The sequence below is a fragment of the Streptomyces montanus genome (assembly GCF_005786655.1).
In the GTDB taxonomy this organism is placed as follows: Bacteria; Actinomycetota; Actinomycetes; order Streptomycetales; family Streptomycetaceae; genus Streptomyces; species Streptomyces sporangiiformans.
In genome coordinates, this window is sequence record NZ_VBZC01000056.1 from 45992 (window position 1) to 61297 (window position 15306).

Annotated in this window: 16 protein-coding genes; 9 read left to right on the top strand and 7 right to left on the bottom strand. The window is 68.7% G+C overall.

What is annotated here, in order from left to right; genetic code table 11:
- Positions 1 to 89: 89 nt before the first annotated feature.
- Complete coding sequence (locus FE633_RS36380) at positions 90 to 2633, top strand: ABC transporter ATP-binding protein/permease (protein ID WP_138049462.1); 2544 nt, start codon at positions 90 to 92, stop codon at positions 2631 to 2633.
- An 88-nt stretch (positions 2634 to 2721) separates the two neighbouring features.
- Here the strand turns inward: FE633_RS36380 and FE633_RS36385 are convergent, their stop codons facing one another.
- The 3 genes from FE633_RS36385 to FE633_RS36395 form a co-directional block, all read right to left on the bottom strand.
- Positions 2722 to 3492: a transglycosylase SLT domain-containing protein gene (locus FE633_RS36385; protein ID WP_138049444.1), complete on the bottom strand. Its 771-nt coding sequence runs from the start codon at positions 3490 to 3492 to the stop codon at positions 2722 to 2724.
- A gap of 296 nt (positions 3493 to 3788) precedes the next feature.
- A complete protein-coding gene (locus tag FE633_RS36390; RefSeq protein ID WP_138049445.1) occupies positions 3789 to 4925 on the bottom strand; it encodes an S-adenosylmethionine:tRNA ribosyltransferase-isomerase in 1137 nt (378 codons plus the stop codon).
- Positions 4926 to 5001: 76 nt separating this feature from the next.
- Complete coding sequence (locus FE633_RS36395) at positions 5002 to 5700, bottom strand: SDR family NAD(P)-dependent oxidoreductase (protein ID WP_138049446.1); 699 nt, start codon at positions 5698 to 5700, stop codon at positions 5002 to 5004.
- A gap of 203 nt (positions 5701 to 5903) precedes the next feature.
- On the opposite strand from FE633_RS36395, the gene FE633_RS36400 reads away from it, so the two are divergent.
- The 4 genes from FE633_RS36400 (at position 5904) to FE633_RS36415 (ending at position 8535) form a co-directional block, all read left to right on the top strand.
- The gene (locus FE633_RS36400; protein WP_138049447.1) at positions 5904 to 7049 is read left to right on the top strand and encodes a GAF domain-containing sensor histidine kinase; all 1146 of its coding nucleotides are present in this window, start codon (positions 5904 to 5906) and stop codon (positions 7047 to 7049) included.
- Entirely contained in the window at positions 7042 to 7683 is a 642-nt protein-coding gene (locus FE633_RS36405) for a response regulator (protein WP_119102352.1), read from the top strand. Before FE633_RS36400 ends, FE633_RS36405 begins: the two co-directional genes overlap by 8 nt.
- Before the next feature lie 171 nt (positions 7684 to 7854).
- On the top strand, positions 7855 to 8100 hold the full coding sequence (locus FE633_RS36410) for a chaplin (protein WP_138049448.1): 246 nt from the start codon (positions 7855 to 7857) through the stop codon (positions 8098 to 8100).
- 195 nt (positions 8101 to 8295) lie between these two features.
- Positions 8296 to 8535 (top strand): chaplin, encoded by a 240-nt coding sequence (locus FE633_RS36415; protein WP_138049449.1) that lies wholly within the window; start codon positions 8296 to 8298, stop codon positions 8533 to 8535.
- 90 nt (positions 8536 to 8625) lie between these two features.
- Here FE633_RS36415 and FE633_RS36420 read toward each other — a convergent pair whose 3' ends face one another.
- Complete coding sequence (locus FE633_RS36420; protein WP_138049450.1) at positions 8626 to 9414, bottom strand: hypothetical protein; 789 nt, start codon at positions 9412 to 9414, stop codon at positions 8626 to 8628.
- A 123-nt stretch (positions 9415 to 9537) separates the two neighbouring features.
- Here FE633_RS36420 and FE633_RS36425 point away from each other — a divergent pair, with 123 nt between their 5' ends.
- The 3 genes from FE633_RS36425 (at position 9538) to FE633_RS36435 (ending at position 11918) form a co-directional block, all read left to right on the top strand.
- Entirely contained in the window at positions 9538 to 10329 is a 792-nt protein-coding gene (locus FE633_RS36425) for an ABC transporter ATP-binding protein (protein WP_138049451.1), read from the top strand.
- Between the two features lie 81 nt (positions 10330 to 10410).
- Complete coding sequence (locus tag FE633_RS36430) at positions 10411 to 10842, top strand: NfeD family protein (RefSeq protein ID WP_138049452.1); 432 nt, start codon at positions 10411 to 10413, stop codon at positions 10840 to 10842.
- Positions 10843 to 10973: 131 nt separating this feature from the next.
- Complete coding sequence (locus tag FE633_RS36435) at positions 10974 to 11918, top strand: SPFH domain-containing protein (RefSeq protein ID WP_138049453.1); 945 nt, start codon at positions 10974 to 10976, stop codon at positions 11916 to 11918.
- 61 nt (positions 11919 to 11979) lie between these two features.
- Here FE633_RS36435 and FE633_RS36440 read toward each other — a convergent pair whose 3' ends face one another.
- The 3 genes from FE633_RS36440 to FE633_RS36450 all read right to left on the bottom strand — a co-directional run bounded on the left by FE633_RS36440 (position 11980) and on the right by FE633_RS36450 (position 14043).
- Positions 11980 to 12486, bottom strand: a complete 507-nt coding sequence (locus tag FE633_RS36440; protein WP_138049454.1) for an HNH endonuclease — start codon at positions 12484 to 12486, stop codon at positions 11980 to 11982.
- A 154-nt stretch (positions 12487 to 12640) separates the two neighbouring features.
- Entirely contained in the window at positions 12641 to 13180 is a 540-nt protein-coding gene (locus FE633_RS36445; protein WP_138049455.1) for a YbhB/YbcL family Raf kinase inhibitor-like protein, read from the bottom strand.
- Positions 13181 to 13257: 77 nt separating this feature from the next.
- Complete coding sequence (locus FE633_RS36450) at positions 13258 to 14043, bottom strand: sporulation protein (RefSeq protein ID WP_138049456.1); 786 nt, start codon at positions 14041 to 14043, stop codon at positions 13258 to 13260.
- A gap of 155 nt (positions 14044 to 14198) precedes the next feature.
- Between FE633_RS36450 and FE633_RS36455 the strand changes: the two genes are divergently transcribed.
- Positions 14199 to 14840, top strand: a complete 642-nt coding sequence (locus tag FE633_RS36455) for a DNA-3-methyladenine glycosylase (protein WP_138049457.1) — start codon at positions 14199 to 14201, stop codon at positions 14838 to 14840.
- Positions 14841 to 15306: the final 466 nt, after the last annotated feature.

Genomic DNA, 15306 nt, shown 5'->3' on the forward strand with positions numbered 1-15306 from the left:
CTCCTACTGAAATAGTTCCCCACGATGTTCGACATCCCTAGACTCCCTGTGATGGGGGTAACTCGGGGGACAACTCAGTGGGGCATGGAGTGCCGGAACTCGTACTGGAATTCAACGGACGGACCTGGACGCTCGATGCGTCCAGGCCATACACCCTCGGACGTGATCCGCAGGGGGACATCGTGCTCGACGACGCCAGGGTCTCCTGGCGTCATGCCACGATCAGCTGGGGCGGCCGCAGTTGGGTCGTCGAGGACCATGGCAGCACCAACGGCACCTTTGTGCAGGGCCAGCGGATCCATCAGATGGAGATCGGCCCGGGCTCGGCCGTGCACCTCGGCAACGCGACCGACGGCCCGCGTCTGAGCTTCTCGGGCGCCGCCGCGGCTCCGCAGGCACAGCCCCAGCAGCAGCCGTACGCCGCGCAGGGCGCGGGAGCGGCCGGCTGGGCCCAGCAGGCACCGCCGCAGCAGGCCAACCCGCAGCAGGGCTGGCAGCAACAACCGCAACAGGCGCAGGTTCCGCAGCAGCAGGGCGCGGCCGATTCGTACGCGCAGAAAGTGCCCGGTGGTGGCGCGGGGGCGCCGCCGGTCTACGGTGACCGCAGTCCGACCACGTTCCACCAGATGGCGCTCGGCCGCGTGATGCGCATCGGCCGTGCCCTGGAGAACGAGCTGGTCGTCTCCGACCTGCAGGTCTCGCGTCACCACGCCGAGTTCCACGCGACGCCCGACGGCCGCTACGAGATCCGTGACCTCGGCTCGCACAACGGCACGTACGTCAACGGTTTGCCGATCGCCAAGGGCGGCTCCGCGCTGCTCGGCCCGAACGACATCGTCGGCGTCGGCCACTCGACGTTCCGCCTCGTCGGCGACCGCCTCGAGGAGTTCGTCGACACCGGTGAGGTCTCCTTCTCGGCCCGCCATCTGACGGTGACGGTCGACGGCGGCAAGCAGATCCTCAAGGACGTCTCCTTCGGCGTTCCGGAGAAGTCGCTCATCGCGGTCATCGGCCCGTCCGGCTCCGGCAAGTCGACGCTCCTGAAGGCGCTCACGGGCTACCGCCCCGCCAACCAGGGCGACGTCCTGTACGACAACAGGAACCTTTACAAGCAGTTCGCCGAGCTGCGCCAGCGCATCGGTCTGGTCCCGCAGGACGACATCCTGCACAAGGAGCTGACCGTCAAGAAGGCGCTCAAGTACGCCGCCAAGCTGCGCTTTCCCGCGGACACCACGGGGCAGGAGCGCGAGGCCCGGATCGACGAGGTGCTGCGCGAGCTCAAGCTGGACATCCACAAGGAGAAGAAGGTCACCTCCCTCTCCGGTGGTCAGCGCAAGCGCGTGTCCGTCGCCCTGGAGCTGCTGACGAAGCCCTCGCTGATCTTCCTGGACGAGCCGACCTCCGGTCTCGACCCGGGCATGGACCGCGATGTCATGCAGCTGCTGCGCGGCCTCGCCGACGACGGTCGTACGGTCCTCGTCGTCACGCACTCCGTGGCCGAACTGGCGATCTGCGACAAGCTCCTCGTGATGGCGCCCGGTGGTTCAGTCGCCTACTTCGGCCCGCCCGAGGAGGCGCTGAACTTCTTCGGCTACGACACATGGGCCGACGTCTTCTCCGCCTTCGAGAACTACCGCGACTACGACTGGGCGGGCCGCTGGAAGGGCTCGCAGCACTACCAGATGTACGCCGCGGACATTGACGCGGTCGCCCCGCAATCGACGCAGATGCCGCCCGTCCAGTCGATGCGTCCACCGAAGCCACAGGGCTGGGGCTCGCAGCTGATCACCCTGGTCCGCCGCTATGTGTCGGTGATCGCGTCCGACAAGGGCTTCCTGGCGCTGACGGTGATCCTGCCGGCGGTGCTCGGCGCGGTGAGCCTGCTCATCGACGCGGACAAGACCCTGCTGGTGAACCCGCCGAACTCGAAGACCGGCATCCCCGTCCCGAACGGCACGGCCACCACGGTCCTACTCATTCTCGCGGTCGGCGCGTGCTTCGCCGGCGCCGCGAACTCCGTCCGTGAGCTGATCAAGGAACGGGTGATCTACGAACGGGAGCGGGCGACCGGCCTGTCACGTTCCGCGTACCTGATGTCCAAGGTGATCGTCCTGGGCGTGGTCACGGTGCTGCAGGGTGCCATGGTCGGCGCGATCGGCTTCTCCAGCAGGACGATCCCCGACGAGGGCTTGATCTTCGGCACGGGCAAGACCGCCGTCATGCTCGAACTCTCCATCCCGATCATGGCGCTGGGCTTCACCTCGATGATGTTCGGCCTGGTCATCTCCTCGCTGGTGAAGACCGCCGAGAAGACGATGCCGCTGCTGGTCATGTTCGCGATCATCCAAGTCGTGTTCACCGGCTGCCTGTTCATCCTGCACGGCACGGTCGGCGTCAACGAGTTCTCGTACCTGATGCCGTCGCGCTGGGCGGTCGCCGCCGCCGGTACCACGTTGGACTTCAACAAGATCAGCCCGAACACGGACGACCCGGGCAGCACGGACCCGCTGTGGGACCATGAGGCCTCGGCCTGGGGCATGGACATGGCCGCGCTGATCGCCCTCGGCGTGATCTGCGGCTTCTTCGTGGCCCGGTTCCTGCGCCGCCACGAGCCCGAGGTCATGCGGAAGTAGCGGTACTCCGGTCAAGTACCGAAGGGCGGCACCCCGTCGGGTGCCGCCCTTCGGCGTTCGTACTGAGACCCAGAGGTCCGCGCGAGTCTCAGTACGCGCTGTTGACGTTGTCCATGGAGCCGTACCGGTCGGCCGCGTAGTTGCAGGCGGCGGTGATGTTGGCGACCGGGTCGTAGATGTTCCAGGACGTGCCAGATACGTGGTAGGTGGAGAAGGTCGGCGGGATGACCTGCAGCAGGCCCTTCGACGGCACACCGTTGATGGCGTTGATGTCCCAGTTGTTGATGGCGTTCGGGTTGCCGGAGGACTCACGGATGATGTTGCGCTTGATGCCGTTGTACGACCCCGGTATGCCCCGCTTCTTCATGATGTCGAGCGACTCGCGGATCCAGCCGTCGAGGTTGTTGGCGTACTTCTTCGGGACCGGCTTGACCTGGGCGCGCTGGGCGGCCCGGCTCGCGGCCTCCTTCGCCTTGCGCGCCTGCTCGGCCTTCTGCTTGGCGGCGGCCTCGGCTGCCTTCTTCTTCGCCGCGGCGGCTGCGGCGGCCTGCTTCTGCGCGGCGGCCTCGTCGGCCGCCTTCTTCTTCGCCGCGTCGATCTTGGCCTGCACGTTGGCGGCGGCCAGCTGACCGTTGATGCCGGCCTTCACGTCCTTGACCTGCTCGGAGCCGAAGGCCACCGAAGAGACCGGAGCGGCGGGGACGGACTCGGCGCTCGCCGCCTCGGAGTTGCCCGGTGCGAGGGAGAAGGCGAGGGCGGCGGCACCGACCGAGGCGACACCGGCCACACCGATCTTGTGCTTGTGGTTCTTGGTGAAGCTGGGGCGATAGCGGCGAAAAACGTCGATGTTCAGGGGCATGCTGAAGGACCTCTTCGAATAGCGCGGAGGCCGCTCTCGAGCCGGATGCGGACTTGGGGGGTTCCGGCACAAACGCCGCGGGAGAACCCACGGCACCGAGCGACGGGAGCCATTCTTAGCGGCCGCAAAATCCTGTGGCAAAGGTGTGACGTACGACCCGAGGTAGTGGACACAGGAAGGGCAAAACGTGACAGAATGGCACGTCTGCCCCGCTCATCGGGAGCCCTTTGTCTCCTAGCGGCCTTCGTACGTGATGTGGGTCCTATGCCCGGGCTCACATCGAGGGGGTGGAGGTCTCACCGGTAGTTGCTGGAGCAATGCATTGCGTGAGAGACCTCGGCGGGCAGGATGAGGTGCACGTCGCCGAACTCGTGCCACAGGTAGCGGCCGCGCAGCGCCTCGCCATAGCTGCGGCCGAGCACCGCCGGTCCCGCGATCGCCTCCAGCATCAGCAGATGCGAGGCCTCCGGCTCGTGCAGCCCCGTCAGCAGGCCGTCGACCACCCGCACACCGCGCTCCGGGGTCACCACGAGATCGGTCCAGCCCTGACGGGCGTGTACGACGCCGTCGGCACCGGTGGCCGACTCGACGGCCCGCACGGCGGTCGTCCCCACCGCGATGACCTTGCCGCCCTCCCGTCGCCCACCACCACCCTTCCAAGGAAGCGCTGCGCGCCTTGTTTTATTTGCCTTCGCCGCATTGATCAGCCGCGCCGACGCCTCCGGCACCGCGAAGCGCTCCGGATACGGCGGCTCGTGCGCCTCGGTGGACGCGACCCCGGTGTGCAGCCTGACCGGCGCGAACTGCACCCCCCGGCTCACCAGCTCCGCCACCAGACGAGACGTGAAGGGCCGCGCGGCGCTCGGCATCTCCGCGCTGCCCGCACCGTCGGCGGACGGCAGCGCGAACACCGTCTGGTACACGGACAGCGGCTGGTCCCTCTCCGTATAGGAGTAACGAATGGGCCTGCCGTACCGCCGCAGCAGTCCCAGGACGTCCGGTTCCGACACCTGCCCCCACCACAGCCGGAGGCTCCCCGTAGTGAGGGGCTCCTCCAGGACGAGTCGTACGTCCCCGGGAAGGCGTACCTCCGTACCCGCGGGCCCGCCCGCACGCGCGCGCGTGGTGCCCGCTCCGTCGGGGTCCCGCACCTCGACGGCCCACCGTCCGTCATCGCCCAGGGTCGAGAAATGGACCACCACGCGCGCGTGCCCGATCCTGCCGTCCACCGCCGCGGCCAGCGTCGGCGACGTGTTCACGATGAGCAGGTCCCCGGCCGTCAGCAGCCCCGGCAGATCCGCGAACGTGTGATGGGACACCTCCGTACCGCGCGAGACCAGCAGCCGCACCGCGTCGCGGTCGAGCCCGGTCCCTCGCTGTTCGGCCGGCACCCGCGCCGACAGCTCCTCCGGAACCCTCACGGCAGTCCTCATCGTCCCTCCAGGGGCGTGGGGGCTCCGGCTCCGCAGTGAGGGGCTCCGGCCCTCGGACCGCCTTCAGGAGCGCCGGTCACCGGGCCACCTCCAGGAGTGCCGGTGCCGCATAGCGGCCGCTCACCGGGCGCTCGTCGAGCAGGCGCAGGAAAGCCGGCACGACGCTCGCAGGAGCCGGCCGTGGATCGTCGTCGTCCGGTACGGCCGCCGCGTACAGGTCCGTGCCCATGTCGCCCGGGTCGACCGCCCAGACCCGCAGCCCGGGCTCCTCCGCGCCGAGGACCGCCGACACATGGTCGAGCGCCGCCTTCGACGCGCCGTAGCCGCCCCAGGTCTCGTATGCCTCGGCGGCCGCGTCCGAACTGATGTCGATCACCGTCCCCGCCGCCGACTCCCGCAGCAGCGGCAGTGCCTCCTGGACGAGCCCGAGCGCCGCGACCACATTGACCTCCAGGGCATGCCTCAGCCCGTCCAGCGCCAGGTTCTCCAGCCGTACGAGCGGTTCCGCGCCGAGCGCGCTCGCGTTGTTCACCAGCAGGTCGACGCCACCGAGCCGCCGTGCCGCCGCCACCAGCGCGGCACGGTGCGCCGCGTCCGAGACGTCCCCGGGCAGCGCCTCCACCCGGGTTCCGTGCTTGCCGAGGGCCGCGGCCGTCTCCTGAAGAACCTCCGCCGTCCTGGCGTCCAGCACCAGATCCCAGCCGCGCCCCGCCAGGGCCTCGGCGAGCGCCCGCCCCAGCCCCTTCGAAGCCCCCGTGATGATCGCTACCGGCATGACATCCGTCCCCTCGTCCCTCACGTCCGTCGGGCGTGGCTGCCGCGATCGGCAGTGACTTCAACGTAAGGACAGGGCTCGCCACGACGCCTCGTCCGCGGGCAGCAAAGCAGCGGGGCCCTTCGACCTAGGCCCTCCGTCCCAGGCAGGGGCCCACCACAGGTCCGATACGCGCTGTCACCCCCCGCCGGTACCGTGAGGTCATGAGCCAAGGAACCCCGTCGGGCCTGGCCGCGGTGAGTTCCGCACTGCTGGCCATGAGCAGACACCTCGAGGTGCGCGACGTCCTCAAGACGATCGTCGCCTCGGCCCGCGAGCTGCTCGACGCCGAGTACGCGGCGCTCGGAGTCCCCGACGATCACGGCGGCTTCGCCCAGTTCGTGGTCGACGGCGTCAGCGACGCCCAGTGGAAGGCCATCGGCCCGCTGCCGCGTCAGCACGGCATCCTGGCCGCGATGCTGCACGAGGACCGGCCCGAGCGCCTCGCCGACGTGCGCAAGGACCCCCGCTTCGAGGGCTGGCCGAGTGCCCACCCCGACATGTCCGACTTCCTGGGCCTGCCCGTCCGCGACGGCGACGAGACCATCGGCGCACTCTTCCTGGCCAACAAGAAATGCCCCAAGCCGGAAGGCACCTGCGGCTTCACCGAGGACGACGAGGAACTCCTGACGATCCTCGCCCAGCACGCCGCGATCGCCCTGACCAACGCCCGCCTGTACGAGCGCAGCCGGGAGCTCACGATCGTCGAGGAACGCTCCCGGCTCGCCCATGAGCTCCACGACGCCGTCAGTCAAAAGCTGTTCTCCCTGCGGCTCACCGCCCAGGCCGCGGCCGCCCTGGTCGACCGCGACCCGGGCCGCGCCAAGGGCGAACTGCAGCAGGTGGCCGCGCTCGCCGCGGAGGCCGCCGACGAACTGCGCGCCGCCGTCGTCGAGCTGCGCCCCGCGGCCCTCGACGAGGACGGTCTGGTGGCCACGTTGCGCACCCAGATACAGGTCCTCGACCGCGCCCACTCCGCCCGCGTGACCTTCACCGGCCGAGGCGTACGCGCACTGCCCGCGGCCCAGGAGGAGGCCCTGCTCCGCGTCGCCCAGGAGGCCCTGCACAACGCGCTGCGGCACTCCGCAGCGGCCCGAGTCGACGTCACCCTCGATAGGCGCGGCCCAGGAGCGGTCCTGCGCGTCACCGACGACGGCAGCGGCTTCGAGCCCCAGGCGATACGCCGCGCGGGACGTCACCTGGGGCTGGTGTCGATGCGCGACAGGGCGAGCGGTGTCGGCGGCCGGCTGACCGTGGAATCGGCGCCCGGGAAGGGCACCACCATCGAGATGGAGGTCCCTGGTGGCTGACACAATCAAGGTGCTGCTCGTCGACGACCACCAAGTGGTCCGTCGCGGTCTGCGCACCTTCTTGGAGATACAGGACGACATCGAGGTCGTGGGAGAGGCGTCCGACGGTGCCGAAGGTGTCGCCCGCGCCCAGGAGTTGAAGCCCGACGTCGTCCTCATGGACGTCAAGATGCCGGGCATGGACGGCGTCGAGGCGCTGCGCAAGCTGCGCGAACTCGACAACTCCGCGCGCGTGCTCATCGTCACCAGCTTCACCGAGCAGCGCACGGTCGTCCCGGCCCTGCGCGCCGGCGCCGCCGGATACGTCTACAAGGACGTGGACCCCGACGCGCTCGCGGGCGCCATCCGCTCCGTGCACGCGGGACACATCCTGCTGCAGCCCGAGGTCGCCGACGCGCTGCTGTCCCAGGAGGAGGCCAACCTCGGCCAGGGGAGAGGCGGTTCACTCACCGAACGGGAGCGTGAGGTCCTCGGCCTGATCGCCGATGGCCGGTCCAACCGCGAGATCGCCCGCGCCCTCGTCCTCTCCGAGAAGACCGTCAAGACGCATGTCTCGAACATCCTGATGAAGCTCGACCTCGCCGACCGGACGCAGGCCGCGCTCTGGGCCGTACGTCATGGTGTGACCGGCTGACCGCGGGCCCCGCACTTGTACCGCGGCGGCACCACGGATGGTTCCCTTCCGGGCCGAGATTCATACCGTCGTGGGAATGTCCCCCAGTCGGCGCATCCATCGTGGATCCGCGCCGTTCTCCATTGCGTGCTGCGGCGCCTTGCCGCAGCGATCGCAAGGAGGAGCTCAGAAGTGAAGAACCTGAAGAAGGCCGCTGCCGTCACGATGGTGGCCGGTGGCCTGGTGGTCGCCGGTGCCGGTTTCGCCTCCGCCACCGACGGCGCGCACGCGAGCGGCCAGGCCGTGGGCTCGCCCGGCGTCGCCTCGGGCAACCTCGTCCAGACCCCGGTCCACGTACCGGTGAACGTCGTCGGCAACACCGTGAACGTGGTCGGCGCCCTGAACCCGACGTTCGGCAACCAGGGCTTCAACGGCTGACGTACGCCCGGATCGGCGGCGACCACCGGCCTCCCAGGACGCCTTGGGGGGCCGGTCCGGTTGTCGACTCGTCGGGTCATTGGCCCGAACGGGCAAAACGGGCACGGCTTCCCGTGCCGTCCAGGCATTCCGTGCGTTGCTCAGGGTACGACCCGCGGCCGGGTCGGATACGCAAACGCAGGAGGAATGCTTCTTATGAACATCGCCAAGAAGGCCGCCATGGCCCTCACTGTCGCCGGACTCGCCGCAGGTGCCTCCGCCGGTACGGCTGTCGCCGACACGGGCGCCAACGGCGCGGCCGAGGGGTCTCCGGGGGTCCTCTCGGGCAACGTGGTCCAGGTTCCCGTCGACGTCCCCGCTGCCGTCGTCGGCAACACCGCCAACGTGATCGGACTCCTGAACCCGGTGTCCGGCGCTTCTGTCACGAACGGCTGAGGCTTCACGGCCACCGGCCACCGGCCTCACCGGCCACCGGCCCCGCGGACCTTCCGGTCCGCGGGGCCTTCCCCTTGCGCGGACCGGATCTCAGCGCGCGCCCCGCTCCCGCTCCTCCACGAACGCGTTGTACGCGGCCACCTGTGCTCGCCTGGCCGTGCGTTCGACCGGGCGCAGGGCTTCGGAGCGCGCGGCCATCTCCGAGGCGCTCACGGCTCCGCCGTGGCCGTTCTCGTACGCCACCGAGATGAGCAGCCCGACGCGCTGCGCCAGCTCCAGGACCCGTACCGCACGTTGCGGATAGCCGGGAGCCAGTACCTCGCCGCCCCGTTCGGCCCGCGCCCGGTACGCGTCGACCGCCGCCTCGGCGACCGGACCCGAACCGGCCACGTCGAGCCGTGACAGCACATCGGTGGCCTCGCGCAGCGCCTCCGCGAGCTCCCGCTCGGCCTCGCCGAGCGAGGGCACATCGGCGGGCGGCGCCTCGCGCACCTCCAGACAGTGCCAGACGACCTCCACATGTACGTCGCCCTCGGGACCGGCCTCGGACACCTCCGGCACCAGACCCAGCGCGCCGCCGTGGCAGACGACCGCCTCCTCCGCGTCCAGGGCGCGAGCGTTGAACTCGGGCGGCCCGCTCAGGCCCAGTGGATGCCCCGGCGCGGGCAGCGCCACGCGCAGACCCGTCACGCCGAGGGCACGCAACCGTCCCAGCGCGAGCGTGAGCCCGACGGGCCCCGTCTCGCCGGGCAGCCCCTCCACCCGGTGCAGGGCGTCCTCGCCGACCATGGCGAGGACCGCGTCGTCCGGCGAAACGAGCCCGGCCAAAAGGGCATTTCCCCATGCTGCCAGCCGTCCTGAGCGTGGTTCCGAAAGCATGCCCCCACCCTAAGGACCGGACCGATGGAATGGACCGGCCGACCGGTGGCGTAGATTTCCCTGGGGGCTGCGTCCACAAGGCGCAGGCGACGGCCGAGACTGCATTTGGGAGACAGCGCGCTCATGAGCGATGTTCTGGAGCTGGAGGACGTATCCGTGGTCCGCGAGGGCCGGGCTCTGGTGGACCAGGTCTCCTGGTCGGTCAAGGAGGGCGAGCGCTGGGTCATCCTCGGCCCCAACGGCGCCGGGAAAACGACCCTCCTGAATGTCGCGTCCAGCTACCTCTTCCCCAGCCAGGGCACCGCCACCATCCTCGGCGACACTCTCGGCAAGGTCGACGTCTTCGACCTGCGCCCGCGCATCGGCATGGCCGGCATCGCCATGGCGGAAAAGCTCCCCAAGCGCCAGACGGTCCTGCAGACGGTACTGACCGCCGCGTACGGCATGACCGCCGGCTGGCACGAGGACTACGAGGACATCGACGAGCAGCGCGCCCGCGCCTTCCTCGACCGCCTCGGCATGAGCGAGTACCTGGAACGCAGGTTCGGCACGCTCTCCGAGGGCGAGCGCAAGCGCACCCTGATCGCCCGCGCCCTGATGACCGACCCGGAGCTCCTGCTGCTCGACGAGCCCGCCGCCGGCCTCGACCTCGGCGGCCGCGAGGACCTCGTACGCCGCCTCGGCCGCCTCGCCCGCGACCCGATCGCGCCCTCGATGATCATGGTCACGCACCACGTCGAGGAGATCGCGCCCGGCTTCACCCACGTCCTGATGATCCGTCAGGGCAAGGTGCTCGCCGCCGGACCGCTGGAGCTCGAACTCACCTCGCGCAACCTGTCGCTCTGCTTCGGGCTGCCGCTCGTCGTCGAACAGGTCGGCGACCGCTGGACGGCCCAGGGCCTGCCGCTGTCCTGACAGTCCACAACACCCATAACACCTGTGCCAACTTGATCGGCGCCCTGTCGGCGACAGGACCCGCGGACCTACCATGACCATGTGAACGACATCGACGCATGGGTGTGGTGGCTGATCGGTGCGGTCGGGCTCGGAATCCCGCTCGTCGTGACCGCGATGCCGGAGTTCGGAATGCTGGCCGTCGGCGCGGTCGCGGGCGCACTGACCGCGGGGCTCGGAGGCGGCGTCGTACTGCAGGTCGTGGTCTTCGTCGCCGTCTCGGTCGCTCTCATCGCCGTGGTACGCCCCGTCGCGGCCCGGCATCGCTCACAGATGCCCCAACTCGCCACAGGCGTAGAAGCGTTGAAAGGCAAACAGGCCGTGGTCCTGGAGCGGGTGGACGGTTCCGGTGGCCGGATCAAGCTCGGCGGTGAGGTCTGGTCCGCGCGCGCTCTCGACACAGCCCGGACCTACGAAGTAGGTCAAGAGGTGGACGTCGTGGACATCGAAGGCGCCACGGCGATCGTCCTATGAGGTCGCGCGGCGTTCAGTGGACAGAACGCATTACGCGGGGAGTTGTGGTCTGACACACTCGTCCAGCAAGATCTTCAACAGTCACAAGATCTTCCGGAACGCCGAGGCGGAGAAGGGTACGGGGAGCAACGATGGAACCGATCATCATCGTCCTGATCATTCTGGTGGTGTTGGTCTTCATCGCGCTGATCAAGACCATCCAGGTCATTCCACAGGCAAGCGCCGCCATCGTCGAGCGCTTCGGCCGCTACACGCGGACGCTCAACGCGGGCCTGAACATCGTGGTCCCGTTCATCGACTCGATCCGCAACCGCATCGACCTCCGCGAACAGGTCGTGCCCTTCCCACCGCAACCCGTGATCACCCAGGACAACCTGGTCGTGAACATCGACACCGTCATCTACTACCAGGTGACCGACGCGCGAGCCGCGACGTACGAAGTCGCCAGCTACATCCAGGCCATCGAGCAACTCACCGTCACCACGCTCCGCAACATCATCGGTGGCATGGACCTGGAGCGGACCCTGACCTCCCGCGAGGAGATCAACGCGGCGCTGCGCGGCGTCCTCGACGAGGCCACCGGCAAGTGGGGCATCCGCGTCAATCGCGTCGAGCTCAAGGCGATCGAGCCGCCCACCTCCATCCAGGACTCGATGGAGAAGCAGATGCGCGCCGACCGTGACAAGCGTGCCGCGATCCTCACCGCCGAAGGTATCCGCCAGTCCCAGATCCTGACCGCCGAGGGTGAGAAGCAGTCCGCGATCCTGCGCGCCGAAGGTGAGGCCAGGGCCGCCGCGCTGCGCGCCGAGGGTGAGGCACAGGCCATCCGGACCGTCTTCGAGTCCATCCACGCCGGTGACGCGGACCAGAAGCTCCTCGCCTACCAGTACCTCCAGATGCTCCCGAAGATCGCCGAGGGCGACGCCAACAAGCTCTGGATCGTGCCGAGTGAAATCGGCGACGCGCTCAAGGGGCTGAGCGGTGCCATGGGCAACTTCGGACCGATGGGCGGGATGGGCGGCGGCCCGGGCAGCGGAGGCACGGAGCGCCGCGAGAAGCCGTCCGTCACCGACTGAACGCGTACGTACGTGACTGGGGCCCACCTCCGTCGGGAGGTGGGCCCCAGTCACGTACGTACTATGCCGCCGGCTGTGCCAGCCAGTCCGGCAGGGCGTTGAGCTCGTCCCGGGCCAGGGCCAGCAGCATCGCGTCCGCCGGCGTCGGCTCGAACGGGTGCCGCAGCAGCGGCATGCCTGCCTGCTCCGGAGTCCGGTCCGCCTTGCGGTGATTGTCCTCCGCACACGACGCCACCGTGTTCAGCCAGGAGTCCGCACCACCCTGCGCCCGTGGCACCACGTGGTCAACGGTCGTCGCCCGCCTCCCGCAGTACGCGCACCTGTGCCGGTCACGTATGAGAACACCGCGCCTGGACCACGGAGCTTGTCTTCGAAAGGGCACCCTCACATAGCGGCACAGCCTGATCACCCGGGGCACCGGTATGTCGACCGCGGCTCCGCGCATACGCAGTTCGGGGTGGGCCTGCTCGACGACAGCCTTGTCCTGCAGCACCAGAACGACGGCTCGATTCATCGTCACCGTCGACAGCGGCTCGAAGCTCGCGTTCAGCACCAGCGTGTCCCGCATCCAGCCCACCTCCTCCGTGCACCGGCCCACCTCCTGGCGGGCTTGGATCAACTCTGGCCGGGCACGCCGAGATGGACAACGCAATAAAAAATGCCCGCCCCTGATCAATTCCAAGACCAGAGGCGGGCAAACGCTCAGTGAACGCTCAGAACGCTCAACTGTCCGCGGGTGCCGCGTACTCCGCGATGAGCTGAGCCCTCGCCAGCGTGTGGAAGCGCAGGTTGAAGCCCACGACAGCGGGCGACGCGTCCGAGTCCGGACCGAGCTTCTCCTGATCCACCGCGTACACCGTGAAGACGTACCGGTGTGCCGGGTCCCCGGGCGGCGGCGCGGCACCGCCGAACTCCTTCGTCCCGTAGTCGTTGCGGACCTGAACCGCTCCCTCCGGCAGCCCCTCGAACTTGCCGCTGCCCGCGCCCGCCGGCAGCTCGGTCACCGAGGCCGGAATGTCGAACACGGTCCAGTGCCAGAACCCGCTGCCCGTGGGGGCGTCCGGGTCGAAGCACGTCACGGCGAAGCTCTTGGTCTCCGGCGGGAAGCCCTCCCAGCGCAGCTGCGGCGAAGTGTTCCCGGCCGCATGGACCTGAGCGTCCTTCAGCACCGCGCCCGGCTCCACGTCCTCGCTCGTGACCGTGAACGACGGCACAGCGGGATGGAAGTCGTGGGGAAGCGGTGGCCTCTTGGGCTCGGTCACCTCGGCACCTCCTGATCGGTTCCTGATCGGTGGAATCTCCAGGGCCTGTCCGGCGGATCAGGCCCTGGTCCCCGAGCCTAGAACCAGTTGCGCCGGCTACCGACCTCGGACAGCCACTGGTTGAGATACGCCGCCCAGTCGGTCCCGTGGAAGTCGTTCAGCCCCACCTTGAACGACCGGAACGAGTCGCTGCCCTCGCCGAACAGACCCGGCTTCTTGTCCATCTCCAGCACGACGTCCATCTCGTGCTCGTCGGCGACGAAGCTCAACTCGACCTGGTTGAGGCCGCGGTACTGCTGCGGCGGGAAGAACTCGATCTCCTGGTAGAACGGCAGCTTCTGCCGCGTACCCCGGATGTGACCGCGCTCCATGTCCGCGCTCTTGAACCGGAAGCCCAGCTGGATGAAGGCGTCCAGAAGCGCCTGCTGCGCCGGCAGCGGATGCACGCTGATCGGGTCCAGGTCACCGGAGTCCACGGCCCGCGCGATCTCGAGCTCCGTGGTCACACCGATGTTCATCCCGCGCAGCGGCTGACCGTCGATGGTCGTGACCGGAGTCTCCCACGGGATCTCAAGCCCGAACGGCACCGCGTGCACCGCGTTCGCCTGCAGCTCGAAGGCTCCGCCGAGCCGCAGCTTCGCGAACTCGATGTTCTGCTTGAGCTCCTGGTCGTCGTGCCCCTCGACCTCCACCCGGGCCTGGAGCCCGACCGAAAGCCCCTCGATCTCCTGGTTCACGGATCCGCCCTGGATCCGCACCTCACCCTGGACGACGCCGCCGGGGACGACATTCACCTCGGTCAGTACCGTCTCGACCGAAGCCCCACCAGCACCCAGGCTCGCAAGCAGCCGCTTGAACCCCATGTGTTTCCTCCTCAGGCCGACGCCTGTCTCCGTGCGGATCCTTGATCCATACAAACGCGAACCAGCCGTGGCCGGTTCCACACCTCACCCTGGCAAGGCGCACGCCCTCCGGCCACCGAGCCGCCAGACATACGTCTGCACTACGCTCGTACGCCATGATCGCGGCCCCTGACCGTACGCCCCTCACCCGGGAGTTCTTCGACCGCCCTGTCCTGGAGGTCGCCCCCGACCTCCTGGGGCGCATCCTCGTGCGCACCACCCCGGACGGACCGATCGAACTCCGCCTCACGGAGGTCGAGGCATACGACGGCCAGAACGACCCCGGCTCCCACGCCTATCGCGGGCGCACGGCCCGCAACGACGTGATGTTCGGTCCGCCCGGCCATGTGTACGTCTACTTCACCTACGGCATGTGGCACTGCATGAACCTGGTGTGCGGTCCGGAGGGCCGTGCGAGCGCGGTCCTGCTCCGTGCCGGAGAGATCATCGAAGGCGCCGAACTCGCCCGCAAACGGCGACTCTCGGCCCAACAGGACAAGGAACTGGCCAAAGGCCCCGCACGGCTCGCGACCGCCCTGGGCGTGGACCGAGCCCTCAACGGCACGGACGCCTGCGCGCCCGAGGGCTCCCCATTCACCCTGCTCGCGGGCACACCAGTAGGCCCTGACCAGGTGCGCAACGGTCCACGCACCGGTGTCTCCGGTGACGGCGGCGTCCACCCGTGGCGCTTCTGGATCGCCAACGATCCGACGGTGAGCCCCTATCGAGCCCATACGCCCCGTCGACGCCGAACTTGACGCCTCCCTGGGCGAACCGTAATGTAGCCCGAGCCGCTTGAACCGGGTACGGCGTTCAGCCTGCAGCCGGGAGCGGCCAACCCACTACCTACGACTCCCTCTCAGCGAGGGCGAATTTTGTGTGCCTGCGTGCCGCAATTCGAACTCGCGGAACTCGATTATGAGCTGCCGGGGGGATCGGTTAACGTAGTGAATGTCGAAGGCCGCAAGGGAAACCTTGGAGCCAAAAGACGCAGTGCCACAGGGCCAATATCCCGCTGACGCGGAGAATGGCCACCGACGGAAAATCGGACGCGAAAGAGTCTGATAGAGTCGGAAACGCAAGACCGAAGGGAAGCGCCCGGAGAAAAGCCCGAGAGGGTGAGTACGAAGGAAGCGTCCGTTCCTTGAGAACTCAACAGCGTGCCAAAAATCAACGCCAGATATGTTGATACCCCGTCTCCGGCCATTCGGTCGGGGCGAGGTT

Coding starts and splice junctions, on each gene's coding strand:
- FE633_RS36385 (WP_138049444.1), bottom strand. CDS start 3,492: ATGCCCCTGAACATCGACGTTTTTCGCCGCTATCGCCCCAGCTTCACC.
- FE633_RS36390 (WP_138049445.1), bottom strand. CDS start 4,925: ATGAGGACTGCCGTGAGGGTTCCGGAGGAGCTGTCGGCGCGGGTGCCG.
- FE633_RS36395 (WP_138049446.1), bottom strand. CDS start 5,700: ATGCCGGTAGCGATCATCACGGGGGCTTCGAAGGGGCTGGGGCGGGCG.
- FE633_RS36400 (WP_138049447.1), top strand. CDS start 5,904: ATGAGCCAAGGAACCCCGTCGGGCCTGGCCGCGGTGAGTTCCGCACTG.
- FE633_RS36415 (WP_138049449.1), top strand. CDS start 8,296: ATGAACATCGCCAAGAAGGCCGCCATGGCCCTCACTGTCGCCGGACTC.
- FE633_RS36420 (WP_138049450.1), bottom strand. CDS start 9,414: ATGCTTTCGGAACCACGCTCAGGACGGCTGGCAGCATGGGGAAATGCC.
- FE633_RS36425 (WP_138049451.1), top strand. CDS start 9,538: ATGAGCGATGTTCTGGAGCTGGAGGACGTATCCGTGGTCCGCGAGGGC.
- FE633_RS36435 (WP_138049453.1), top strand. CDS start 10,974: ATGGAACCGATCATCATCGTCCTGATCATTCTGGTGGTGTTGGTCTTC.
- FE633_RS36440 (WP_138049454.1), bottom strand. CDS start 12,486: ATGCGGGACACGCTGGTGCTGAACGCGAGCTTCGAGCCGCTGTCGACG.
- FE633_RS36450 (WP_138049456.1), bottom strand. CDS start 14,043: ATGGGGTTCAAGCGGCTGCTTGCGAGCCTGGGTGCTGGTGGGGCTTCG.
- FE633_RS36455 (WP_138049457.1), top strand. CDS start 14,199: ATGATCGCGGCCCCTGACCGTACGCCCCTCACCCGGGAGTTCTTCGAC.